Raw genomic sequence first — 22,847 nt, forward strand, 5'->3', positions numbered from 1 at the left:
ATATGACGCTTCGCCTCTTTTTCCATAGTGATGACCTCAAGGCCAATGTGGAAGTCCTCGACTGCACGCCCCACGAGAACGAATTTGCCGTTGTGTTGCGCGCCACGCTTTTTCATCCTCAGGGCGGTGGCCAACCCTGTGATACCGGCTGGATTGGCGACAGCCAGGTCCTGCGCGTCGTCCAGGAACCGGACCGGATCATTCATTTCGTCGATCAACCGGTGCCGCTGGGCATGACCCAGATTCGCGTCGACGAAGAACGCCGCCGCTTCAACACCCGCATGCACTCGGCCGGGCACTTGATCGGCCATTTTGTCCAGGCCATGGGCTGGATGCCGATCAAGGCACACCACTGGCCGGACGAGGGCCGGGTGCAGTTCAAGCCCGGAGATTCGGCCCAGGAAGTCGATGCACAAATCGTTCAATACGGCATCGGGCAATGGATCGAACACGATCTGCCACGCCTGACATCCCTGCGCGAAGGCGCGCGGGAAATCGGTTTCGGTGAACTGCCAGCCTATGGCTGCGGCGGCACCCATGTACGCAGCCTGAAGGATCTGGGCACAGTCACGATCGCGTCCCTTTCGCAGAAGAAAGGCACGTTGTCCGTCCACTACAGCGTGGATTGAGGATTTCGGGCGCTGCCAGATGCAGCGTCCGACGCCGGGGGAACCGCGTTCGCCGGTTCCGTTGACTATTCGATAGATGGACCTGAAACCATGATGCTTGACGTCGAGCGTCTCGATGAGACGTGCATAAAAAAACTGGCCAACGAAGAAGTCCTCGCCATCCGCGTCAAAGGCTTTTTGCCCCAGGCGCAGGCAATCCAGATTGGCGACAAAATCCTCGCCCCCGGCTTCGAGGGCTACATCAACGCGCCCAGCATCGGCCGCATCGGCATGGCGTTCTACGAGGCGGAAAACCAGCCGCTACTGATCGAAGACTACTTCGAGCGCGCCACCAGCAACATCGCCGAACTGCGCAACCGTTGCGCGCCCTACTCGTCGCCGGTCGACACCCTGCGCTGCATGCTCGATGAATCCTGGCCCGCAGGCGCCCATCTGGAAAACCTCTACGGTCGCAAGATGTACGTCGGCCTGTCCCGGGTGGTGAAACCGGGCGTGTGCTTCCTCGCCCACCACGACATCTTCGCCAAGGATGCCCCGGAGAGTTTCCAGGCTCGCAGTCTCGAGGCGCAATTCGCGTGCAACGTCTACCTCAACATGCCGACTGAAGGCGGCGCGTTGCAGATGTGGGAAGACGACATCTCGCCAGACCGCTTCGACGAAATGCGCGGCGACAGCTACGGCATCGACCCGGCGCTGCTCGGCCCGCCCGCCCTTGAAGTAACTCCGGAACCGGGGGATTTCATCATGTTCAATTCGCGTCGCATGCACTCGGTGACGCCGGGCGTGGATGATCCGCGCTTGAGCCTTTCGTTTTTTGTCGGCTATCGCGGCAATGCTTCACCCCTGACTTTCTGGAGCTGAAATGACATCGAATTACCTGGGCGAGTTTCTGGCGCTGGCCACCATCCACTTTCTGGCCGTGGTCGCTCCCGGTCCGGACTTCGCCGTGACCATCCGCCAGAGTGTGCGTTTCGGCCGCTTGGTCGGTATCTGCACCGCATTGGGCATCGGCGCGGGAATTTCCGTGCACGTGCTGTACACCTTGCTGGGCGTCGGCGCCTTGATGCACACCACGCCCTGGCTGCTGACCGTTGCCAAAGTGGTCGGCGGTGCTTACATCCTTTACCTGGGCGTCAGCCTGATCCGCAGTAAACCCAAGACGACAATGGAAGGCGAAAAAACCAGCGACGAACCGCTGGTCGAGCAATCGTTGTTCAAGGCGTTCTCCACCGGCTTCCTGACCAACGCCACCAACCCCAAGGCCACGCTGTTTTTCCTGGCGATCTTCACCACGATCATCAGCGCCAGCACGCCGCTGCAAATCCAGGCCCTGTACGGGTTGTGGATGTGCGGCGTGAATGCGTTGTGGTTCGTGATCGTCGCGCTGTTCTTTTCCAGCAACAAAGTGCGCGTGCTGTTCATGCGCATGGGGCACTGGTTCGAGCGCAGCATGGGGGTGATTCTGATCCTGTTTGCCGGGCGTCTGGTGCTGTCGATGTAAGCACGCTGTTCGGAGAAGCCCGACCCAGACCGATTGGGCGGGCTTTTTCGATTCTGCGCCGCTTTTGCATTTCTGTGCGACGCGTCCCACTTCGGGGGCTCCCCTATCACTCGCTGGTGGTGTTAGTTTGCGAAACCGTCTGACGCTTCGATCAGACACTTCCTACTCACTGCCTGCAAAGGAATGCCCTTAGCAATGGACTTTTCACTCAAGCAACTGGCCGCGTCGACGCTGATTCTGGCCAGCCTTTCGTCCGTCACACTGCCAGCCCACGCCAACCTTACCGAGCAGCAGAGCGCGACCATCCTCAAGACATTCAATGAGGCAAAGGTCAGTGATTTCAGAGCATTTCTCGGCGATCTGGCCAAGAACGACCTGAGCAAGACCGACGATCTGCGTCCAGCCATCAGCGCCTTCCTCGACAACAAGACGCTGACCGCCGAACAGCAAAACGAAATCCATCGCCTGCTCGGCCTCTACACCCGCGTGAAATACGGCAAAGCTGCGCTGGAAACCCTCCGCGAACTGGTTGAAATCCCGACCTTCCGCAAGGACGGTGTCGATCAGCACGACAATCCTGAATTCATCAAGATCGCCGGCAAGATCAAGGATCTGGCCGAGTCTTTCGGCCTGAACTACCGCAACATCGACAACCGCGTATACGAAATCTCCCTCGACGGCAGCGGCAAGGACGTGGTCGGCATTCACGCTCACGCCGACGTGGTGCCGGTAACGCCGGAGAACTGGGTGCTGAAGGACGGCACCAAACTCGACCCGTTCAAGGTCACGCTGATCGGCGACCGCATGTACGGCCGTGGCACCGAGGACGATAAAAACGGCATCGTCGTGACGCTGTATGCCATGAAGGTGATCAAGGAAGAGAAGCTGCCCCTGGCGCGCAATTTCAAACTGCTGGTGGACACCACCGAAGAAACCACCGGCGACGCGATTCCTTACTACTTCGAACGCAACCCGACGCCGGAGTACAACCTGGCACTGGACGGTGGCTACCCGGTGGTGATTGCCGAGAAAGGTTACGGCACCGTCATGGCCAAGTTCGCCAAGCGCAAGGCTGAGGGCAAAGGTGCGGAAATCACTTCGATGACCGGTGGCCTGGCGACCAACCAGATTCCATCGGTTTCGGTCGTCACGCTGGTGACCGACAAACCTGCCGACCTGGCGACCAGCCTGCAAAAGGCCGGCGCTGAATACGCCAAGCGCAATGGCGGCGATTTCGAAGTGAACGCCAAGGTCGATGGCAAAGACGTCAAACTCACCGTCACCGGTGTTTCCGCGCACTCGTCCGAACCAGAGTCCGGTGTCAACCCGGTCGCCCGCATGCTCGACTTCATCCACAGCGTGGACGGCAAGATTGCCTTCAAACACAACCACATCACCGACGCTTCGCACTACGCCGCCGACAACTGGGGCCTGGACTACAAGGGCGGCAAGCTGGGCGTCGGTTTCGCCGATGACTTCATGGGCCCGCTGACCACCTCGCTGACCTACGTTGGCATGGACGACAAAACCTTCAAACTCGCGGTCAACCTACGCGTGCCGAAAGGCAAGTCGCCGGAAGTGCTCAAAACAGAAATCGCCGACAAACTGGCGGCTTGGAGCAAGAAAAACCATGTCGCGGTGAAGTTCGACTATTCAATCGCCGAACCGATGTACCGCAACCCTGAAGGCGAATGGGTCAAGGCACTGTTGGCCGTGGCCACCGAAAACCTCGGTATGAAACACGAATTCGGCACCTCGGCCGGCGCCACCTCGGTGCATGAACTGCCGAACGGTGTGCAATTCGGCCTGGCACGACCGGAGGTCAAATACACCGGTCACACCGACGGCGAGTTCAAGACCGTTGACCAGTTCTTGCTGGACCTGCAGATCGTCACCGAAATGATGGGACGCATCGGGCAATTGCCGAAGCTCTGATCGCGTATCGGGTCCGCCACATTGGTGGGCCCACAAAAAAAGGACCTCGCGGTCCTTTTTTATTGCGCGACAAAAAACGCACAAACAAAAACGCCGCTCATTACTGAGCGGCGTTTTTGTGAATTTGGAGCGGGAAACGAGACTCGAACTCGCGACCCCGACCTTGGCAAGGTCGTGCTCTACCAACTGAGCTATTCCCGCAATGGCGTCCCCTAGGGGACTCGAACCCCTGTTACCGCCGTGAAAGGGCGGTGTCCTAGGCCACTAGACGAAGGGGACAGGCTACAACTTTCACTAATAAAAACGCCGCTCTTTGCAAAGCGGCGCTTTTGAATTTGGAGCGGGAAACGAGACTCGAACTCGCGACCCCGACCTTGGCAAGGTCGTGCTCTACCAACTGAGCTATTCCCGCAAATGGCGTCCCCTAGGGGACTCGAACCCCTGTTACCGCCGTGAAAGGGCGGTGTCCTAGGCCACTAGACGAAGGGGACACGCTACCCGGAACACATGGTGTGTGTTTCGGTGTCCAGATCCGTCTCCGAAGATTGGGTTCTGGTTTCACTCAGCACCGCCCGAAAGCGTTGCTGTTTAAAATTGGAGCGGGAAACGAGACTCGAACTCGCGACCCCGACCTTGGCAAGGTCGTGCTCTACCAACTGAGCTATTCCCGCATTGGCGTCCCCTAGGGGACTCGAACCCCTGTTACCGCCGTGAAAGGGCGGTGTCCTAGGCCACTAGACGAAGGGGACACACTACAACATTCACTCCCTGCCGCGTTTCGCTGTGTGCTTTACGCTGCAAGTGGCGCGCATTCTATGGATGGATTGAAAGGTCGTCAACCCCCAGATATAAATTTATTTAAATCAATGACTTCGACCTGCTTTACCGGCCGTTTCCGGCTTTTGCGTCGCCCGACGATTGACGCCTATATTCCGACACTCGCCAAGGCGTTATAGTCCACGGCACAGGTGATGGCAATCTGCACCCCAAGGGCCAGCATTTATATAAGCGGCTCCCTGGCCGATACAGATACAGCTTCGCCGATCCAAACCCGTCGAGCGGCGCTAGGCTCCTCTATGCCAAGCCACTACACTCGCACGCGAACCCTATAAAGAGGTCTTACCGGTGACACCACTCATGATCACCCTGCTAGTCATAGCCGGGATCGCAATCTTGATCGCCATTGGCTACATGAACCATGTGGTGGAAAACACCAAACTGGAGAAGGCCCGCACCAAGGTCGAACTCAACGACCGCCTGCGCCGCTGCGGCGAACTCACCGAAACCTTCCCCGGCCAGTTCATGACCCCGGCCCTCAAGCTGCTGCTGACCCGCCTTGAGCTGAACGTCTGCCAGCGCCTGCTGAACCTGGAAAAAACCAGCGCCACCACCAAGGCCCGCATCACTGAACTCAGCGCCCTCGTCGCCCAGGGCGAATCGATCCCGGTCAACAACCCACCGGCCCCGATCCAGACCGAAGCCAAGGCCAAAGACGTCCGCTTCCTCCTCGAAGCCCTCCACGGCCAGATCACCCGCGCCGCCCAGGACGGCTTCCTGCCACCGAACGAAGCCAAACACTGGATCCGCGAAGTACGCCACATCCTCGTGCTGCTGCACATCGAGTTCTTCAACAACCTCGGCCAGCACGCCCTCCAGCAAAACCAACCCGGCCAGGCCCGCCTCGCCTTCGAACGCGGCGTGCAATACCTGCGCAAACAACAGGACCCGCAAATCTACGCCGAACAACTCCAATACCTGGAAAAACTCCTGGCCCGCGCCAACGCCCAGGTCATGGACAAAATCGCCCCGATCGAAGGCGAAGAAAACCAGCTGACTGCCGGCCTCAAAGATGTCGAGGCTGATGCGGACTGGAAGAAGAAAGTGATTTACGACTGAGTGCAGTCAAAAAGAGAAGCCACCGAGAGGTGGCTTTTTTATTGCCTGAAAGAAGATCAAAAGCTTTCCCTCACCCTAGCCCTCTCCCGGAGGGAGAGGGAACTGACCGCGCTGTTTGGGAGAGGTACGCCGACGTGAAAGACCGAGTCGCACTCGGGTTTTGAAATGTATGCAACTCAACTCACACTGCTGCACCTGCTGCACCTGCTGCACCTTGCACCTTGCACCTTGCACCTTGCACCTTGCACCTTGCACCTTGCACCTTCTGCATCCTCAGCTTCTTCTACTCTTGCTTCTGCTTTGGCTTCGGCTTCGGCTTCAGCTTTCCACCACTCAACACAATGAGCGTTAGCTCGAGTACCGCTTTTGACGTGCCGGCCCCATCGGAAGGCTGAGTGGAGGGATTTATCCGGGGGTGGAAGCGCAGCGACCGTGCGGCGAAGCCGCATGCATCGAGAGGAGGTGCAGCGAAGCAAACCGTAGGCGATGCCCCCGGATGAATCCCGGAACAAAGGAACCCCGAGCCCCAGCGAGGGGCCGAACGCCGGGGCCCAGACCTTTGGTTCCTTTGGGGCGTTTGCCAAAGGGACTCGCCGTAAGGGCGAAACCATAAGAAGCCGTTACCGAGGAAACGGATATGTACTCAACACAACCACAAACCTGGTCGGCCCCAAGGCCGCCAAGGTCAAAGCCGAAAGTGCCCAACCATCCCCCGCAATTCACTCCCCAACTGCGCCAGCTCAACACTCGAAGCCGCATTCCCCCGCATCGCAATCGAAGACTGATCCGCACTCGCCCGAATACTCGTCACACTGCGATTGATCTCCTCCGCCACCGAACTCTGCTCCTCGGCCGCCGCCGCAATCTGCTGATTCATCTGCTGAATCAACGAAACCGCCGCCGCAATACTCCCCAACGCACTCTCGGTCTGCAACGCATCACTCACCGCCAGCTTCACCAGCTCGCCACTGCTTTGAATCTGCTGCACCGACGAATGCGCCGCCGAACGCAAGGCACTGACCAGCCGCTCGATTTCCTCGGTCGACTGCTGCGTGCGTCGGGCCAGCGCCCGCACTTCATCGGCGACCACCGCAAAGCCCCTGCCCTGCTCGCCCGCCCGCGCCGCCTCGATCGCCGCGTTAAGCGCCAGCAGGTTGGTCTGCTCGGCAACACTCTTGATCACACCCAGCACCGTGCCGATGTTCTGGATTTCCGCACTGAGGCTTTCGATACTCGAACTGGCCGACGTCGCCGAATCTGCCAACTGCTCAATCCGCGCCATGCTCTGGCGCACCACCTGCTGGCCGCTTTCAACCTTGCCGTCAGCAGTCTGCGCTGCGAGCGCCGCCTCCTCGGCATTACGCGCCACATCGTGCACGGTGGCGGTCATCTGGTTCATCGCCGTGGCGACCTGTTCGGTTTCCTCTTTCTGGCTGCTCACCTCAAGGTTGGTCTGCTCGGTCACCGCCGACAGCGATTGCGCCGAACTGGCCAGCTGTTCGATCCCCGACTGCAACCCGCTGACAATCGTGCTCAAACCTGCGCCCATCTGCTGCATGGCGAGCATCAGCTGACCGATTTCGTCGCGGCGGGAGACCTCGATCGTTGCACTCAGATCACCGGCAGCAATCTGTTGCGCCACGTGAATCACGCTGCGCAACGGCGCCACGATCAGCCGGGTGATCACCCACGCCGCAATCAGCCCGACCAGCAACGCCAGCGCCGATGAGCCAATGATCAGCACCGAATTCTTTTTCAGTTCGCCCTGCATCGCGCTGTCTTGCGCGACATACGCCTGATCGACCCGCGCCACGACTTCGTCGGCCCGCTGGTGCAACTGCTGATAGACGGTCTTTTCCTGTGCAAGCAACCCTGTGTACTCGGCAAGCTTTTCACTGAAACCGGCAATGTGCCCGGAGACCTCATTGAGCACCGTCAGGTAACCCTCATCCTTGACCGAGGACTTGAGCTGTTCAGCCTGAGCCTGAGCCTGCGCGGCCTGCTCGATATTGCCCTGACCGGCACTGTCATCACCCTTGCGGCTTTGATCCAGGCGTACCCGCGCCTCGTTCATTGCCTGCAGCATCAAGCGTGAGACCTGACTGACCTGACCGGCCTGCTCGATAAATTGCGCCCCGTCCTTGCCCTCGCTGTCTTTCAGGGTGTAAGCGCCGTCGTCGGCCAGACCGGCCTGCAACACATCGAGATTGTTGGCGACGCTGGACACCGACCAACTGGCCATTTCCAGCGCCAGGTCCTTGGCCTGGGACAATGAAACGAATTCATCGAACGCTTTGCGGTAAGCGCCCAATGACTGTTGGACGTCGCTCATGACCGACTCATTGCCCGGCGACAAAACCTTGAGCTGGTCGGCCATCACGATCAGACCGTCGACACCCTCATGCAAGGCATCGACGGTTTTCGGGTTGCCGTGCAAGGCGTAGTCCTGCTCCAGCAGCCGCACCCTGAGCAGACCACTGTTGAGCGATGACATCTGCTTGAGGCCGTCGAAGCGCTGACTGATGGTTTGCAGGGACCAGACGCCAATGGCCGCCACCAGAGCAGTCAGCAACAACACCAGCACAAACCCGATACCCAGTTTTTTCGCCATACCGAGGTTGGCAAAACGTCCTTGCACGGCCGAAATCATTGCGCGTAGTCCCCTGCCATAGTCTGTTGTCGAAGATTCGCAACGGCCTTGAAGCAGCACAAGTCTCTGGCGTCGGAATAATGGCAAAAAGCTACGCACGCGTCGTTTTCAGAACGCTTGAGGTCGATCCACGGTCGTGCTGCGAAAAAACTGCCGCGCGCGCGGATCACAGGCGTAAGCCACGTTGATGCGCTGCCAGTCGCAGGCTTCGCCACTGGGGCTGAACGAGGTTGCACAAGACAGCTGCACCCCGCAGCGCGAGGCTTGCCTGCGCAAATGCGCCTCACCAGCCCGTGGCGCACGCGCCCAGATGAACAGCCCACCCGTGGGCTTGCCGAACACTTCCCAGTCGGCATCTTCCAGGGCCTGCAAGGCCGCCACACGATCAGTATTGAGGCGCTGGCGCTGGCGCTGCACCAGTTTGCGATAGGCGCCGCTGGCCAGCATCCCGGCCAGCACCGCCTCGCAGAACCTCGAGGTGCCCATGCAACTGATCATCTTGACCCGCGCCATGCGCTCGATCAGCTCGCCATCAGCCAGCACGAAACCCACTCGCAGCGAGCTGCTCAGGGTCTTGGAAAAACTGCCGAGGTAAATCACTCGCCCCTCGTCATCCAGCGCTGCCAGGCGTGTGCCGCTGCCGTTGTGCAGGTCGGCGTAGACATCGTCTTCTATCAGCCGCAGATCGTAGATCCTGCTCAACTCCAGGATGCGTCGAGCGACCGCCGGCAACAGGCAACTGCCCGTAGGATTGTGGTGGTGACTGTTGATGAACATCGCGGTAGGCCGAAACTCCCGCAGCAACGCCTCGAGCGCCTCGACATCCGGCCCGCCCGGCGTGCGGCGAACCTCCAGCATCCGTACGCCGTGCAAGCGCAGGAGATCGAACAGCGGCGCATAACCGGGGGTTTCGACCACCACACAATCACCGGCCTTGAACAAGGTCCGCACGATCAGGTCCAGTCCGTGGCTGGCGCCAGCGGTGGTCATCACCTGCTCCTCGGCAGCCTCGATACTCAGCAATCCCAGGCGCTTGACGATCTGTTCGCGCAACGCCGGCAGCCCCAGAGGCGTGCTGTAGTTGAACAGGCTGGCCATGTCGGCGCGTGTCACCTCGCGGATCGCATAACCGAGATCATCGGGCTCACGCCAACTCTCCGGCAGGACACCACTTCCCAGCGTCAAACCGCCGCTCCATCGGGAGGCTGGATCGCCCCCCCTGCGCTCCCTCTCACACCCGGAACCATCGATCGCCTTGCAGCAACCGGGTAACGACGCCGCCACCATGAAACCCGAGCCCTGACGCGAGACCAGAACCCCTTGCGCCACCAGCCGCTGGCAAGCCTCCATGACGCAGGACTGGCTGAGCAGATTGCACCGCGCGATCTCTCGCACGGAGGGCAGACGCGTCGTCGGCGGCACCTGCCCCTGCATGATCCACTCGATCAATCCGTCAACAATCTGCTGTACGACCGGCACCATTGCCAGTCGGTCAATTCTCAATTCCATGAGCACGCAAACTCCTGTCCATTTTGCTGGCGGCAGTAAATCACAGCCGCGCCCTTCAGGCTGTGCGACAAAACCGCCAAAAGCCTTCGTTCTCACCATTTGCAACACATTGTTTAACGGATTCACGCAACGCACTCGAAGCGAAAAAAAAACCCGCCGAAGGGCGGGTTCTTTCAGGCATCAGCCAATGTCGCCTTAGAAGGCGGTCACGCCACCATCCACGGCCAGCGAATGGCCGGTAGTAAACGCCGCACCGTCGCTGCACAGGTACAGCACGGCGCTGGCAATTTCTTCGACCTTGCCGATGCGGCCGACCGGGTGCATCGCGTTGGCGAATTCGCCTTTCTTCGGGTCCGCTTCATAGGCGCGACGGAACATGTCGGTGTCTATCACCGCCGGGCATACGGCGTTGACGCGGATTTTCTTCTTGGCGTACTCGATGGCGGCGGACTTGGTCAGGCCGATCACCGCATGCTTGGAGGCGGCGTAGATGCTCATCTTCGGCGCGGCGCCCAGTCCAGCCACCGACGCGGTGTTGACGATCGCCCCGCCGCCCTGAGCCAGCAGCAACGGCAGCTGATACTTCATGCACAGCCAGACGCCTTTGACGTTGACGCCCATGATCGCGTCGAACTCATCCATCGAGCCTTCGGCGAGCTTGCCCTTCTCGATTTCGATCCCGGCGTTGTTGAAGGCATAGTCGAGACGGCCGTAGGTATTGATCACCTCGTCCATCAGATTTTTCACTTCGCTTTCGACGGTCACGTTGCAGCGCACGAAGGTCGCTTCGCCGCCGGCTGTACGAATCAGCGCCACGGTGCCCTCGCCCCCGGTCGCATCCAGATCGGCCACCACCACTTTCAGACCTTCGGCGGCGAATGCCTGGGCCGTTGCGCGGCCAATGCCGTTGGCCGCGCCGGTGACGACGGCTACCTGACCGGAAAACGTCATGCTCATTGTTATGTCCTCGAATGCGGGGGGATTGATGAAGGCAGCATAGCCACAGGGGCGTGAGTGACGTCAGCACTATCAAAAGGCCGGTTAGGCTTTCATGAATCGCAGTGATGAAACCCCGCCGGGGACTATCACCGTACTGGATCAGCCTGCATTCGCCCCGTGAGCCAACCTTGCGGCATCGCCCATGAAGGTCTATCAACAAGGCTTCATTCAATTCGAGTGCCTGTCATGACCAACCAGACCAATCGCCAGTTCCTGCTCGCCAAACGCCCGGTGGGCGCCGCCACCCGCGAGACCTTCACCTATCAGGAAGTACCGGTCGGCGAGCCGGCGGCGGGGCAGATTCTGGTCAAGAACGAATACCTGTCCCTCGACCCGGCCATGCGCGGCTGGATGAACGAAGGCAAATCCTATATCCCGCCGGTGGGTCTGGGCGAAGTGATGCGCGCGCTGGGCGTAGGCAAAGTCGTCGCATCAAACAATCCGGGGTTTGCCGTCGGCGACTACGTCAACGGTGCCATTGGCGTGCAGGATTATTACGTCGGCGAGCCAAGAGGTTTCTACAAGGTCGATCCGAAACTGGCACCGCTGCCGGTTTATCTGTCCGCATTGGGCATGACCGGCATGACCGCCTACTTTGCGCTGCTCGATGTCGGCGCACCGAAGGCCGGCGATACCGTGGTGTTGTCCGGTGCAGCGGGCGCGGTCGGCAGCATTGCCGGGCAGATCGCCAAGATCAAAGGCTGCCGGGTGATCGGCATCGCCGGCGGCGCGGACAAGTGCAAATTCCTGGTCGATGAACTGGGTTTCGACGGTGCCATCGACTACAAGAGCGAAGACGTGCTCGCCGGTCTTAAACGTGAATGCCCGAAAGGCGTGGACGTGTATTTCGACAACGTCGGCGGCGACATCCTCGACGCGGTGCTGAGCCGCCTGAACTTCAAGGCGCGCGTGGTGATCTGCGGCGCGATCAGCCAGTACAACAACAAGGAAGCGGTCAAAGGCCCGGCCAACTATCTGTCGCTGCTGGTCAACCGCGCGCGGATGGAAGGTTTTGTGGTGATGGATTACGCCGCGCAGTACGCCAGCGCCGCCCAGGAAATGGCCGGCTGGATGGCCAAGGGTCAGCTCAAGAGCAAGGAAGACATCGTCGAAGGCCTGGAAACCTTCCCGGAAACCCTGGGCAAACTGTTCAGCGGCGAGAACTTCGGCAAACTGGTGTTGAAGGTCTGAAAACAAAGAAGGGAGCCGGCGGGCTCCCTTCTTTGATGCTTCAGCTGTTCGCTCAGGCCAGTTCGGCAACCACCGAGGCCAGTGCCTTGGCCGGATCTGCCGCCTGGCTGATCGGACGGCCGATCACCAGATAGTCGGAACCGGCATCCAGCGCCTGACGCGGGGTCAGGATGCGACGCTGGTCGTCCTGGGCACTGCCCGCCGGACGAATTCCCGGGGTCACCAGTTGCAGCGACGGATGCGCGGTTTTCAGCGCCGTGGCTTCCAGCGCCGAGCACACCAGACCGTCCATCCCGGCCTTCTCGGCCAGTGCCGCCAGACGCAGCACCTGCTCCTGCGGCTCGATGTCCAGACCGATACCCGCCAGATCCTCGCGCTCCATGCTGGTCAGCACGGTCACGCCGATCAGCAGCGGCTGCGGGCCGCTGCGCTTGTCCAGCTCTTCACGGCAGGCCGCCATCATGCGCAGGCCGCCGGAGCAGTGAACGTTGACCATCCACACGCCCATCTCGGCGGCGGCCTTGACCGCCATCGCCGTGGTGTTGGGAATGTCGTGGAATTTAAGGTCCAGGAATACTTCAAAACCCTTGTCACGCAGGGTGCCGACGATTTCCGCGGCGCAGCTGGTGAACAGTTCCTTGCCCACTTTGACCCGGCACAGTTTCGGGTCCAACTGGTCGGCCAGCTTCAGTGCGGCGTCACGGGTGGGGAAATCCAGGGCGACGATGATAGGAGTCTGGCAGGCGGACATGGATGGGCTCTCAGGCAAGTCGAAATCGGCGCGCATTGTAGCGGAAGCGGCGGCGGCGCGGCACCCGATGATCGGTAAATCGTCACGCCAACCGTGATCAGCATAGCCTTGCAGGGTATTGTGTCGAACCCGATACACAACCGACACGCCGGCAACATGCATCCGCGCTAGCCTCGCCAGCCGCAACAAGTCCTTACAGCAGCCCTTCCCGCCTTACGGCCGGACGCCTATGCTGAAACCACAACCTCGCAGCCTATCTTTGTGGTTGGCGGCCTACTGGCAGATGAACAGCCTCATGCACAACTCCCAAGCCTCCGTGAACGACGAGCAGAAAGACGACAAGCGCTGGAGCATTCGTGCCCTGATCGTCGACGATGACGTGCCGATCCGCGAACTGATGATCGACTACCTGGCCCGCTTCAACATTCACGCCAGCGGCGTCACCGACGGCGCGGCGATGCGTCAGGCGATGCAGGCCGAACATTTCGACGTGGTGGTGCTCGACCTGATGCTGCCCGGCGAAGACGGTCTGTCGCTGTGCCGCTGGCTGCGCGCCGAATCCGACATCCCGATCCTGATGCTCACCGCCCGCTGCGAACCCACCGACCGGATCATTGGCCTGGAATTGGGCGCCGATGACTACATGGCCAAACCGTTCGAGCCTCGGGAGCTGGTGGCGCGGATCCAGACGATTCTGCGTCGGGTGCGCGACGACCGCACCGAACAGCGCGCGAACATTCGCTTCGACAACTGGCGCCTGAACAGCGTCCTGCGTCAGTTGATCGCCGACGATGGCCTGGTGGTGCCGCTGTCCAACGCCGAATTCCGCCTGCTGTGGGTGTTCATCGAGCGTCCGCGCCGGGTGCTCAGCCGCGAACAGTTGCTGGACGCCGCCCGTGGTCGCTCGATCGAGGCCTTCGACCGCAGCATCGACCTGCTGGTCTCGCGCCTGCGGCAAAAACTCGGCGACGACCCGAAAGCCCCGCAGTTGATCAAGACCGTTCGCGGTGAAGGCTACCTGTTCGACGCGCGGGACATCGGCTGATGCGGGCGCGCTTCGACACGCTGTTCGGCCGCCTGTTCGGCGTGCTGTTGGTGGCGATCGTCCTGGCGCACTTGCTGGCTTTCGCCTGGTTCCACCATTACGGCCCGCCACCACCGCCACCGCCGCCCGAGTTTTCGGAATCCATCGACGGCAAACAGCCACCGCAGGATCCACGCTACCCGCCCCGTCCGCCGCGCCCCTGGTTCGGCGGGCCGATCGTGCCGCTGACCTTTCAGTTCATCTCGCTGATCATCGCCGCCTGGTACGGCGCCAAGCTGCTGACCCGGCCGATCCAGCGCCTGAGCGATGCGGCCGAGCGCCTGAGCGAAGACCTCGACAGCCCGCCGCTGGACGAAACCGGCCCTCGGGAAGCACGGCAAGCTGCGCATACGTTCAACCTGATGCAGCAGCGCATCCGCGAACAGGTGCAGCAACGGGCGCGGATGCTCGGCGCCGTCTCCCACGACCTGCGCACCCCGCTGTCGCGGCTGAAACTGCGCCTGGAAAACATCAACGACGACAAGCTGCAAGGCCAGATGCGCCAGGATCTGGACGACATGATCGGCATGCTCGACGCCACCCTCACTTACCTGCACGAACAGCGCACCAGCGAAGCCTTGCAGTTGATGGACGTACAGGCGCTGGTTGAATCACTGTGCGAAAACGCCCAGGACCAAGGCGCCGACGTACAGGTCAGCGGCCACTGCGCCCCTTTGCAGGTGCAACCGATGGCACTGCGCTCGTGCATCAACAACCTGATGGACAACGCCCTGCGCTACGCCGGCCAAGCGCACATCGAACTGCAAGACCAGCGCGAACAACTGCTGATCCGCGTCATCGACCACGGCCCAGGCATCGCGGCGGACAAGCGCGAAGCCGTATTCGAGCCGTTCTTCCGCCTCGAAGGCTCACGCAACCGCAACTCCGGCGGCGTCGGCCTGGGCATGACCATCGCCCGGGAAGCGGCGCAACGCCAGGGCGGACAACTGACCCTGGCAGAAACTCCCGGCGGCGGCCTGACCGCCGTGATCCAGTTGCCCCGCCACTGAGCCTGACTGTGTACCGGCCGGTACAAACCTCACATACCCACGACACCTTGCGACTGGAGGCTGCATAAGCCGGTACACCCACCGGTTTTCCAGTCCAAGGAGTGAGCCCGATGATCGGTAGCGTCAGCAACTACACGAGCTATACCAGCACCAGCAGCACCTCCACCCAAAACGCCCGCAGCCAGCAACTGCAAAAGGAACTGTTCGCCAAACTCGACAGCAACGGCGACGGCGCGGTGGACCAGGACGAACTCGGCAGCGCCCTGTCGCAAAAGTCCAACGACGGCCTGCTGGTCAGCCTGAGCAAACAATTCGGCGATCTGGACAGCGACGCCAGCGGCAGCCTCAGCGCCGAAGAAATGACCGCCATGGCCCCACCCCCGCCACCACCGGGAGACCAGGCCCCCAACACCGAACTGGCCGACGCCCTGATCAGCGCCCTGGACGCCGACGGCGACGGCGCCATCAGCAGCGACGAACTGAGCAACGGCCTGACCAGCGCCGGCAGCACCGCCGACAGCAGCAAAATCTTCTCGGCCCTGGACAAGAACGAAGACGGCGTCGTCAGCCAGGACGAACTCGCCGCCAGCCTCACCCCACCGCCCCCTCCGCCGCCTCAAGCCTCCAGCGACGAACTGTTCAGCCAACTCGATGCAGACGGCGACGGCACGGTTACCGCCACCGAACTGAACAGCGCGCTGCAGGTAAGCGACAACACCTCCTCGAACAACACCGACACCGCCGCCGCCCTGCTCAAGGTGCCGGACAGCGACAGCAGCGGAGGCGTCAGCAGCGACGAACTGAAAGCAGCACTGCATGCAGGTCGCGAACGCCCGGATGACGAACAGACTGCCAGCAATACTCAAACCACTAGCGAAGCGCTGAACCGGATGATTGCCAATCTGAGCAAGCAGTACTCGCTCGAAAGCACCGCGTCGGTGGGCAAGTATTTGAATGTGGCGACTTGAGATTGGGTGAGAATTTGAGGGACGACTAGGTTGGCTGGGTGAGTGGTTTGCTTTGACTTAGCGGTGTGTCATCAAAGCGGCCCTCACCCTAGCCCTCTCCCGGAGGGAGAGGGAACCGACCGAGGTGTTTGGAGAGATACGCCGACGTGAGATACCGAGGTGAACTCGGGTTTTGAAACACATAAGTCCACTCATACCTACGCGCCAGCACCAACATCGGCGTCAGCGTCAGCGTCAGCGTCAGCGTCAGCGTCAGCGTCAGCGTCAGCGTCAGCGTCAGCGTCAGCTCAGCTTCCACATCAACTTCCGCTTTTGCTTTAGCTTCCCACCACTCAACACAATGAGCGTTAGCTCGAGTACCGCTCTTGACGTGTCGGCCCCGTTGGGAGGCTGAGTGGAGGGATTTATCCGGGGGTGGGAGCGCAGCGACCGTGCGGCGAAGCCGCATGCATCGAGAGGAGGTGCAGCGAAGCAAACCGTAGGCGATGCCCCCGGATGAATCCCGGAGCGAAGGAACCTCGAGCCTCAGCGAGAGGCCGAACGCAGGGGCCCAGACCTTTGGTTCCTTTGGGGCGTTTGCCAAAGGGACTCGCCGTAAGGGCGAAACCATAAGCCGCCGTTACCGAAGAAACGGATATGTACACAGTCAACCCAAAACCTGGTCGGCCCAAAGGCCGCCAAGTCAAAAGCCTCAAACCCGAGCCTGACTCTTACTCCAATCCGTCAACAAACTATAAGCAACAGCCAAAAGCGTAGGCCCGATAAACAACCCGATAAACCCAAACGCAATCAACCCGCCAAACACCCCAAGCAACACAATCACCAACGGCAGATTCCCGCCCCGGCTGATCAGATACGGCTTGAGCACGTTATCCACGCCACTGATGATGAACGTCCCCCAAATCCCGAGAAACACCGCCATCCCGTACTCGCCCTTCCAGGCCAGCCACGCCGTGGCCGGAATCCACACCAGCGGCGGTCCCATCGGAATCAGACTGAGCAGAAACGTCACGATCCCCAGCACCAGCGCCCCCGGCACACCGGCAATCAGGAACCCGATCAGCGCCAGCACCGCTTGCGCCGCTGCCGTACCGATCACTCCGTTGACCACCCGCTGCACCGTACCGGCCACCAGATCGATGTAGTACCCGGCCCGATCACCGATCAAGCGCTCCAGCAGGCTGTGCACGAACGCCGCCAGCCGTGGCCCGTCACGGTAGAAAAAGAACACGAAGACAATGCTCAGGGTCAGCTCGAGAATCCCGCTGCCGATCTGCGCACTGCGTGCCAGCAACCAGTTGCCGACCTGCCCCAGATAAGGTTTGACCGTCACCATCAGGGCCGCGCCCTGCTGATCAATGCTGTTCCAGATCCCGACAAGCCGCTCGCCCACCACCGGCACGCCGCCCAACCAGCTCGGTGCCTCGGGCAGTCCGTCGACCTGCACATCCTTGATAAACGCCGTGGCATCGCGCACGTGATCGGCCAGGTTGAAGCCGAGCCACACCAGCGGCCCCGCCACCAACAGCATCCAGCCCATGGTCAGCAACAGCGCCGCGAGGGATTCCCGGCCGTTGAGCCAGCGGGTCAGCAAACGCATCAGCGGCCAGCTGGCAAACGCCAGCACCGCGCCCCAGAACAGCGCCGACCAGAACGGCGCCATCACCCAGAAACTGGCACCAAACAGCACCAGCAACAGGATCTGCACCAGCAGACGATCATTATTGGGCATGTGAAATCTCGAAAAAAATCAGTCAGGCAAAGAGTAGGCGAACACGTCGAGCGTGTCCGCCAAAGACACCTTATCGCAACAGATCGATGCGCAGGCCTTCGCCGTCGACACTGCCGGTTTCCATTCGCGCGGCACGCACGCCCTGCCCGATCAGCGCTTGTCGCCAGGCCTCGGCCTTGGGCCCGGACACAGTCACCCGCAAGGTGGTGTCGAGGTTCAAACCACGGGAGAGCAAACGCAGCCAGGTGTCATCCGGATCGCCAGCCAGCTTCGGAAAATCCAGTTCGCCGGTGCTTTTCAGTTCCCGCAGCAGCGTGGCCGAGGTCGGCAGCAGGTCACCGAGCGGTGCCAGCGCCTCGAACTGTTCAACATGCAGATAGGCTTTGCGATTGCCGCGGGTGATGCTGTACAGCGCCACCAGCGTGTTGTCGCGCGGGGCCGCGAGTCTCAGCAGCAGATAGGCCTGCTGCTCGTCGGCACCATAGAGCTTGGCATTGCCGAACACCTCGTTGGCCCACAGGCTGCTCTCACCGCAATCCCGGGCCTGGCACCAGAACAACAGCTGGGCATCCTGCTTTTGCAGGGCCTCGCGAGCGAGAGTGAAGGCTTCGGTGGCGGAATGTTCCGGCGGCAATTCATAGGTCACCGAGGTGGTTTGCCCCCGGGCGCTGACCTGGCCGTCGAAACGCAACTGGCCGCTGATCTTGCGGATCGAGCCGAGCGGGTAGATCCGCTCCAGCTCCACGGCGGGGCGATAGTCGACGATCTGCGCATCGGCCAGGCGCGGCACGATCGGCAGGTCCTGACTGCCCGGCAGGTCGGCAGCGAATAGAAAGGGACTGAAACAGCACAGCGCCAGCAGACTGATAGATCGCATGGACAGGCTCATCGCAGGGGAATGCCCTGGGTGCCTTGAGGGCAGTTCAAAGTCGCAGCGGTGTAGAAATCCATCTTGGTTGTCTCCCATTTCAACCCGCCCAGCCTCGACAGTTGCCGGGAGCAAGTCAAGGAATGGCGAAGAACCGATTGAAACAGTCTGCGACAAGGCCGGCCCCGGCCTCATCGTTCAGGTGCAGATGGTGCCCGCCCGGCAGCTGTTCCCGGTCAAAGGGTAGACGTTCCAGCAGCTCCGGATGTTTGGCCAGCATGCCGTCGGCGGCGACCACCAGTTGCGCAGGGCAGGCAATGCGCTGTACGAAAGCCATTGCCTGTTCCTGGGTCAGACGCAGCGGCGACGGCAAGGTCAGACGGTTGTCGGTGCGCCATGTGTAACCGCCGGGCACCGGCATCAATCCACGCTGCGCCAACAGTTCGGCGGCTTCGCGACTGACCGCTACCAGCCCTTTCATCCGCGCTTCGATCGCCCGGTCGAGGGTGTTGTAGACCGGTTTGCGCTTTTCCCGAAGATCGAGCTGCGACTGCAGGGCCATGCCCATGCGCTCGGCGGCGTTTTCGCCTTTGTCGGTAGGAGGAATCACCCCGTCGATCAACGCCAGATGGGTGATGCGTTCGGGCAACGATCCCGCGAGCACCAGCGAAACAATGGCGCCCATGGAATGCCCGAGCAGGCCGAAACGTTTCCAGCCCAGTTGTTCGGCGACCTGCAGCACGTCATGGGCGTAATCCCACAGTGCGTAACCGGCGCCATTCGGCCGGTGCCCGGAATGCCCGTGACCGGCCATGTCCAGAGCCACGATGCGCAGGCCTTTGAGCTTCGGCGCCAGGCGCGCGAAGCTGTTGGCGTTATCCAGCCAGCCGTGCAGGGCGATCACCGGCAACCCGTCTTCCGGGCCGAACAGGTGCGCCGCCAGTTCGATATGCGGCAGGCTCAGGCGCACTTCTTCGACGGCGGGGTTCATGCGCAATCCTTGTCTTGCCGGCGCTCCCAGCGATCGAACAGGTTTTTCAGTAATTGCGCGGTGTCCCGCGGGCGTTCAAGCGGAAACATGTGCCCGCCAGGCACTGTCAGCGACTCGCCTTGAGGCAGGCGTCCGACGAATCGGGTGTGATGGTTCATCACCACACGGCTCTTGTGCCCGCGCACCACCGCCAGCGGTACTTTCAATTGCCGGGTATGCGCAGGACTGGTGTGCGGCACGCCGCGGTAGATGCTGATCTCGGTCGCAGGATCGAAGCGCAGGCGCAGCTTGTCGCCGACCTTGTGCAGACCGTGCTGCAAGTAGGCATCGAAGCATTCCGGATCAAAACTGCGGAACAGGGTTTTACCGGCGAAATAACCACGGGCGCTGTCCAGATCGGCAAACTCTTCGCGGCGCCCCAGCGTGCGGCCGGCCGGCGTCAGTTTGTCGATGAAACCAAAGCGCTTGGCGGCGCGGATCACCCATTGATCGGTGCGGGTCAGCACCGGCGAGTCGAGCATCACCACGCCCCGATACAGTTCAGGGCAACGCAGTGCGGCGTGCAGATGCAGCATGCCGCCGAAGGAATGGCCCACGCCCCACACCGGTTCATCTTGCTGTTGAAGATGATGGATGAGTTCGTCAACCAGGTGGTACCAGTTGTCACCCGCCGGGAAACGCGGGTCATGGGCATGTTGTTCCAGATGCGCGACCCGGTACTCGGGCGCCAGCGCCGCGAACAGTTTGCCGTAGGTGCCCGAAGGGAAACCGTTGGCGTGGGCGAAGAAGATCGGTTGCGACATACCGGCAAATCCATGAGCGGAAAACAGGCGTTGATTGTCCGTAAGACCGCGTCCTACAGCAATGACCGTAACTGCCAGGAATGATGACAGTCCGGTCAGGGCTATGACGCTTGCGCCATCAACGCGCCGGCGGTTGTTCTCCCAGCGGCACCACCGCCATGGTCAGGCGCGACACACAACTGGCCTTGCCTTCATCGCTGGTCAGGCGGATGTCCCAGACGTGGGTGGTGCGGCCGATGTGGATCGGCTTGGCCACCGCCGTCACCCGTCCGCTGCGCAGGCCGCGCAAGTGGTTGGCATTGATTTCCAGGCCGACGCAATAGAACTTGCTGGCGTCGATGCACAGGTAACTGGCCATCGAGCCGACCGTCTCGGCCAGCACCACCGAGGCGCCTCCGTGCAGCAGGCCGTAAGGCTGATGGGTGCGATGGTCTATGACCATGCTGGCCGTCAGCGATTCCTCATCGAAGGACTCGAAGCGAATGTCCAGCACTTCGCCGATGGTGTTTTTCTGGATTGCGTTCAACTGCTCGATGTTCGGAGTGGTGCGCCACAAGGTCATCGCAGGCTTCCTTTGTTGTTTTGATCGACGCTCAATCCTGCCACAGCACCGCCTCGCTGCGCTCGCTCCATTCTTCGAAACGTGAACCGTAGGTGTCTTCGATGATGTTGCGTTTGATTTTCAGGGTTGGTGTGAGAAAACCGTTCTCCACTGCCCAACTGTCCTTGACCACCACCAGCCGGCGCAAGCGTTCGTGCTTGTCGAGCACGGCATTGACCTCCTCCAGCAGTTTTTCCAGGCTCGAATGCAGCGGCGCGCGGGGCTCTTCCCGGCCCACGGCCGAGAGCACGCACAACCCCAGCGGCGCACTCAGGCCATCGCCGACCACACAGACCTGTTCGATCCGCGAATGCACCGCCAGACGATTTTCGATCGGCGCCGGAGCGACGTATTTGCCCTTGCTGGTCTTGAAGATTTCCTTGAGCCGCCCGGTCAGGCGCAAACGTCCTTCGGCGTCCTGCTCGCCCTTGTCACCGGTGCGCAGGAAGCCGTCTTCGGTGAGGGTTTCGGCGGTTTTCTGCGGCTCCTTGAAATAGCCGAGCATGTTCGCCTGGCTGCGCACCTGCACTTCGCCGGACTCATTGATGCGCACTTCCACGTCGGGGCACGGCCGGCCGATCCAGCCTTCCTTGTATTGCCCCGGCAGGCAGATGTGCGAATAACCGCAGCTTTCGGTCATGCCGTAGACCTCCAGCACGTCGAGCCCGAGTTTCTGATACCAGCGCAACAAGGTCAGTGGCACCGGCGCCGCGCCGGACAGCGCCACGCGCAAGGCATCCAGCCCCAATCCGGCCAACACCTTGTGGCCGATCCGCTTGCCGATGAAGGGCAGCCCAAGGAGGAAATCCAGACGTTTCGCCGGGATCTTGCTGTAGACGCCCATCTGGAATTTGGTCCAGATCCGCGGCACACCGAACATCGCCGTCGGCCGCGCCCGCTTGAGATCGGCGAGGAAGGTATCGAGGCTCTCGGCGAAAAACACCGTCTGCCCGGTATAGATCGATGCCAGTTCGACGAACATCCGCTCGGCCACATGACACAGCGGCAGATACGAAAGCAGCCGGTCGTTCTCATTGAGCCCGAACAGCTGCGTGCCGCGCGTCGTCGCGAACCCGAGATTGGCAAAACTGTGCATCACGCCCTTGGGCAGGCCGGTGGTGCCGGAGGTGTAGATGATGGTCGCCAATTGATCGGCGGCGGGACGCGGATCGTCCTGGATCGGCGAGCTGCGCTGCACATCGTCCCAGTTGAAATCGAACGTGCCCGGTGGATGCAGCGGCAGGCTGACCGTCGTCAGACCGGCCGGCACACCCGCTGACATGCCCGGCCAGTCATCGAGCTTGCCGATGAACGCCAGCACGCTTTCCGAGTGGGTCAGCACCTGATTCACGGATTCGGCGGTGAGGTTCGGATAGAGCGGTACCGAGACATGCCCGGCCATCCAGATCGCCAGGTCGGCGATGATCCAGTGCGCGCAGTTTTTCGAGATCAGGGCGATGTGGCTGCCTGGCGGCAACTCCCGGGATCGCAGCCAGTGCGCGGCGCAGCGGGCCTGATGGCCGACGTCGGCCCAGGTCAGCGTCTCCACCTGCCCGCCGCCGATCGGCTGCACCAGAAAACGCTGACGCGGGTGCCGGGCCTCGCGTTCGTAAAACACGTCCAGCGGCAAACGGAAGGCGGAAGACATTCGACTCGCTCCTGTTTTTTGGTCTGGAGCAAGCGTAGTCAACCAAGCAAGTGCTTGGTTGACTATTTCGTACAAAAAATT

At 61.2% G+C, this 22,847-nt stretch carries 20 protein-coding genes, 6 tRNA genes and 1 pseudogene; 9 read left to right on the forward strand and 18 right to left on the reverse strand.

Features of this window, described 5'->3' with window-relative positions:
* Positions 1 to 2: 2 nt before the first annotated feature.
* The 4 genes from QR290_RS21900 (at position 3) to QR290_RS21915 (ending at position 4,065) form a co-directional block, all read left to right on the forward strand.
* Entirely contained in the window at positions 3 to 629 is a 627-nt protein-coding gene (locus tag QR290_RS21900) for a hypothetical protein (RefSeq protein WP_085607355.1), read from the forward strand.
* Positions 630 to 719: 90 nt separating this feature from the next.
* The gene (locus QR290_RS21905; protein ID WP_115078867.1) at positions 720 to 1,490 is read left to right on the forward strand and encodes a 2OG-Fe(II) oxygenase; all 771 of its coding nucleotides are present in this window, start codon (positions 720 to 722) and stop codon (positions 1,488 to 1,490) included.
* A gap of 1 nt (position 1,491) precedes the next feature.
* A complete protein-coding gene (locus QR290_RS21910) occupies positions 1,492 to 2,130 on the forward strand; it encodes a LysE family translocator (protein WP_085683550.1) in 639 nt (212 codons plus the stop codon).
* A gap of 195 nt (positions 2,131 to 2,325) precedes the next feature.
* Positions 2,326 to 4,065 carry a dipeptidase gene (locus tag QR290_RS21915; RefSeq protein WP_115078868.1) on the forward strand — a complete coding sequence of 580 codons (1,740 nt, stop codon included), beginning with the start codon at positions 2,326 to 2,328 and terminating at the stop codon, positions 4,063 to 4,065.
* A 125-nt stretch (positions 4,066 to 4,190) separates the two neighbouring features.
* Here the strand turns inward: QR290_RS21915 and QR290_RS21920 are convergent.
* From QR290_RS21920 to QR290_RS21945, 6 genes are all read right to left on the reverse strand, one after another.
* Positions 4,191 to 4,266, reverse strand: a tRNA-Gly gene (locus tag QR290_RS21920).
* Between the two features lie 2 nt (positions 4,267 to 4,268).
* A tRNA-Glu gene (locus QR290_RS21925) sits at positions 4,269 to 4,344 on the reverse strand.
* Between the two features lie 57 nt (positions 4,345 to 4,401).
* Positions 4,402 to 4,477, reverse strand: a tRNA-Gly gene (locus QR290_RS21930).
* A 3-nt stretch (positions 4,478 to 4,480) separates the two neighbouring features.
* Positions 4,481 to 4,556, reverse strand: a tRNA-Glu gene (locus QR290_RS21935).
* A 104-nt stretch (positions 4,557 to 4,660) separates the two neighbouring features.
* A tRNA-Gly gene (locus QR290_RS21940) sits at positions 4,661 to 4,736 on the reverse strand.
* Between the two features lie 2 nt (positions 4,737 to 4,738).
* A tRNA-Glu gene (locus tag QR290_RS21945) sits at positions 4,739 to 4,814 on the reverse strand.
* Positions 4,815 to 5,202: 388 nt separating this feature from the next.
* Between QR290_RS21945 and QR290_RS21950 the strand changes: the two genes are divergently transcribed.
* Positions 5,203 to 5,961 (forward strand): hypothetical protein, encoded by a 759-nt coding sequence (locus QR290_RS21950; protein ID WP_199912983.1) that lies wholly within the window; start codon positions 5,203 to 5,205, stop codon positions 5,959 to 5,961.
* Positions 5,962 to 6,646: 685 nt separating this feature from the next.
* Here QR290_RS21950 and QR290_RS28780 read toward each other — a convergent pair.
* The 4 genes and pseudogenes from QR290_RS28780 to QR290_RS21965 form a co-directional block, all read right to left on the reverse strand.
* Positions 6,647 to 7,528, reverse strand: coding sequence for a methyl-accepting chemotaxis protein (locus QR290_RS28780; protein WP_430736796.1), 882 nt, complete (start codon positions 7,526 to 7,528; stop codon positions 6,647 to 6,649).
* Positions 7,508 to 8,611, reverse strand: a pseudogene (locus QR290_RS28785) (HAMP domain-containing protein); the annotation flags it as partial. The gene QR290_RS28780 and the pseudogene QR290_RS28785, both read right to left, overlap by 21 nt.
* 108 nt (positions 8,612 to 8,719) lie before the next feature.
* Positions 8,720 to 10,120, reverse strand: a complete 1,401-nt coding sequence (locus QR290_RS21960) for a PLP-dependent aminotransferase family protein (protein ID WP_289203606.1) — start codon at positions 10,118 to 10,120, stop codon at positions 8,720 to 8,722.
* Between the two features lie 195 nt (positions 10,121 to 10,315).
* On the reverse strand, positions 10,316 to 11,077 hold the full coding sequence (locus QR290_RS21965; RefSeq protein WP_289203607.1) for an SDR family oxidoreductase: 762 nt from the start codon (positions 11,075 to 11,077) through the stop codon (positions 10,316 to 10,318).
* Positions 11,078 to 11,305: 228 nt separating this feature from the next.
* On the opposite strand from QR290_RS21965, the gene QR290_RS21970 reads away from it, so the two are divergent.
* Positions 11,306 to 12,310 (forward strand): NADP-dependent oxidoreductase, encoded by a 1,005-nt coding sequence (locus tag QR290_RS21970; protein WP_115078872.1) that lies wholly within the window; start codon positions 11,306 to 11,308, stop codon positions 12,308 to 12,310.
* Between the two features lie 52 nt (positions 12,311 to 12,362).
* Here the strand turns inward: QR290_RS21970 and pyrF are convergent, their stop codons facing one another.
* Positions 12,363 to 13,061, reverse strand: a complete 699-nt coding sequence (gene pyrF, locus QR290_RS21975; protein ID WP_007960372.1) for an orotidine-5'-phosphate decarboxylase — start codon at positions 13,059 to 13,061, stop codon at positions 12,363 to 12,365.
* Positions 13,062 to 13,356: 295 nt separating this feature from the next.
* Here pyrF and QR290_RS21980 point away from each other — a divergent pair, with 295 nt between their 5' ends.
* From QR290_RS21980 to xopAW, 3 genes are all read left to right on the forward strand, one after another.
* On the forward strand, positions 13,357 to 14,106 hold the full coding sequence (locus QR290_RS21980; RefSeq protein WP_085607468.1) for a response regulator: 750 nt from the start codon (positions 13,357 to 13,359) through the stop codon (positions 14,104 to 14,106).
* Positions 14,106 to 15,155: a sensor histidine kinase gene (locus QR290_RS21985; protein ID WP_115078873.1), complete on the forward strand. Its 1,050-nt coding sequence runs from the start codon at positions 14,106 to 14,108 to the stop codon at positions 15,153 to 15,155. The genes QR290_RS21980 and QR290_RS21985 overlap by 1 nt, the downstream gene beginning before the upstream one ends.
* A gap of 110 nt (positions 15,156 to 15,265) precedes the next feature.
* Positions 15,266 to 16,123: a XopAW family type III secretion system calcium-binding effector gene (xopAW, locus tag QR290_RS21990; protein ID WP_289203608.1), complete on the forward strand. Its 858-nt coding sequence runs from the start codon at positions 15,266 to 15,268 to the stop codon at positions 16,121 to 16,123.
* Positions 16,124 to 16,211: 88 nt separating this feature from the next.
* Here the strand turns inward: xopAW and QR290_RS21995 are convergent, their stop codons facing one another.
* The 7 genes from QR290_RS21995 to QR290_RS22025 all read right to left on the reverse strand — a co-directional run bounded on the left by QR290_RS21995 (position 16,212) and on the right by QR290_RS22025 (position 22,766).
* Positions 16,212 to 16,421: a hypothetical protein gene (locus QR290_RS21995; protein WP_289203609.1), complete on the reverse strand. Its 210-nt coding sequence runs from the start codon at positions 16,419 to 16,421 to the stop codon at positions 16,212 to 16,214.
* Between the two features lie 393 nt (positions 16,422 to 16,814).
* Positions 16,815 to 17,855: an AI-2E family transporter gene (locus QR290_RS22000; protein ID WP_007957818.1), complete on the reverse strand. Its 1,041-nt coding sequence runs from the start codon at positions 17,853 to 17,855 to the stop codon at positions 16,815 to 16,817.
* A 70-nt stretch (positions 17,856 to 17,925) separates the two neighbouring features.
* The gene (locus tag QR290_RS22005; RefSeq protein WP_289203610.1) at positions 17,926 to 18,732 is read right to left on the reverse strand and encodes a DUF4892 domain-containing protein; all 807 of its coding nucleotides are present in this window, start codon (positions 18,730 to 18,732) and stop codon (positions 17,926 to 17,928) included.
* A 127-nt stretch (positions 18,733 to 18,859) separates the two neighbouring features.
* Positions 18,860 to 19,714: an alpha/beta hydrolase gene (locus tag QR290_RS22010; protein ID WP_289203611.1), complete on the reverse strand. Its 855-nt coding sequence runs from the start codon at positions 19,712 to 19,714 to the stop codon at positions 18,860 to 18,862.
* Entirely contained in the window at positions 19,711 to 20,517 is an 807-nt protein-coding gene (locus QR290_RS22015; RefSeq protein ID WP_115078876.1) for an alpha/beta fold hydrolase, read from the reverse strand. Before QR290_RS22015 ends, QR290_RS22010 begins: the two co-directional genes overlap by 4 nt.
* Positions 20,518 to 20,635: 118 nt before the next feature.
* Positions 20,636 to 21,079 (reverse strand): hotdog fold thioesterase, encoded by a 444-nt coding sequence (locus QR290_RS22020; protein ID WP_007957810.1) that lies wholly within the window; start codon positions 21,077 to 21,079, stop codon positions 20,636 to 20,638.
* A gap of 31 nt (positions 21,080 to 21,110) precedes the next feature.
* Positions 21,111 to 22,766: an AMP-binding protein gene (locus QR290_RS22025; protein ID WP_289203612.1), complete on the reverse strand. Its 1,656-nt coding sequence runs from the start codon at positions 22,764 to 22,766 to the stop codon at positions 21,111 to 21,113.
* Between the last annotated feature and the right edge of the window lie 81 nt (positions 22,767 to 22,847).

The organism is Pseudomonas fluorescens (assembly GCF_030344995.1).
GTDB classification, from domain to species: Bacteria; Pseudomonadota; Gammaproteobacteria; order Pseudomonadales; family Pseudomonadaceae; genus Aquipseudomonas; species Aquipseudomonas fluorescens_BF.

Excerpts from the sequence above, each read along its gene's own strand:
- QR290_RS21900 (WP_085607355.1), top strand. The coding sequence starts at position 3 with ATGACGCTTCGCCTCTTTTTCCATAGTGATGACCTCAAGGCCAATGTG.
- QR290_RS21905 (WP_115078867.1), top strand. The coding sequence starts at position 720 with ATGATGCTTGACGTCGAGCGTCTCGATGAGACGTGCATAAAAAAACTG.
- QR290_RS21910 (WP_085683550.1), top strand. The coding sequence starts at position 1,492 with ATGACATCGAATTACCTGGGCGAGTTTCTGGCGCTGGCCACCATCCAC.
- QR290_RS21915 (WP_115078868.1), top strand. The coding sequence starts at position 2,326 with ATGGACTTTTCACTCAAGCAACTGGCCGCGTCGACGCTGATTCTGGCC.
- QR290_RS21950 (WP_199912983.1), top strand. The coding sequence starts at position 5,203 with ATGATCACCCTGCTAGTCATAGCCGGGATCGCAATCTTGATCGCCATT.
- QR290_RS28780 (WP_430736796.1), bottom strand. The coding sequence starts at position 7,528 with ATGCTCGCCATGCAGCAGATGGGCGCAGGTTTGAGCACGATTGTCAGC.
- QR290_RS21960 (WP_289203606.1), bottom strand. The coding sequence starts at position 10,120 with ATGGAATTGAGAATTGACCGACTGGCAATGGTGCCGGTCGTACAGCAG.
- QR290_RS21965 (WP_289203607.1), bottom strand. The coding sequence starts at position 11,077 with ATGAGCATGACGTTTTCCGGTCAGGTAGCCGTCGTCACCGGCGCGGCC.
- QR290_RS21970 (WP_115078872.1), top strand. The coding sequence starts at position 11,306 with ATGACCAACCAGACCAATCGCCAGTTCCTGCTCGCCAAACGCCCGGTG.
- pyrF (WP_007960372.1), bottom strand. The coding sequence starts at position 13,061 with ATGTCCGCCTGCCAGACTCCTATCATCGTCGCCCTGGATTTCCCCACC.
- QR290_RS21980 (WP_085607468.1), top strand. The coding sequence starts at position 13,357 with ATGCACAACTCCCAAGCCTCCGTGAACGACGAGCAGAAAGACGACAAG.
- QR290_RS21985 (WP_115078873.1), top strand. The coding sequence starts at position 14,106 with ATGCGGGCGCGCTTCGACACGCTGTTCGGCCGCCTGTTCGGCGTGCTG.
- xopAW (WP_289203608.1), top strand. The coding sequence starts at position 15,266 with ATGATCGGTAGCGTCAGCAACTACACGAGCTATACCAGCACCAGCAGC.
- QR290_RS22000 (WP_007957818.1), bottom strand. The coding sequence starts at position 17,855 with ATGCCCAATAATGATCGTCTGCTGGTGCAGATCCTGTTGCTGGTGCTG.
- QR290_RS22005 (WP_289203610.1), bottom strand. The coding sequence starts at position 18,732 with ATGCGATCTATCAGTCTGCTGGCGCTGTGCTGTTTCAGTCCCTTTCTA.
- QR290_RS22010 (WP_289203611.1), bottom strand. The coding sequence starts at position 19,714 with ATGAACCCCGCCGTCGAAGAAGTGCGCCTGAGCCTGCCGCATATCGAA.
- QR290_RS22015 (WP_115078876.1), bottom strand. The coding sequence starts at position 20,517 with ATGTCGCAACCGATCTTCTTCGCCCACGCCAACGGTTTCCCTTCGGGC.
- QR290_RS22020 (WP_007957810.1), bottom strand. The coding sequence starts at position 21,079 with ATGACCTTGTGGCGCACCACTCCGAACATCGAGCAGTTGAACGCAATC.
- QR290_RS22025 (WP_289203612.1), bottom strand. The coding sequence starts at position 22,766 with ATGTCTTCCGCCTTCCGTTTGCCGCTGGACGTGTTTTACGAACGCGAG.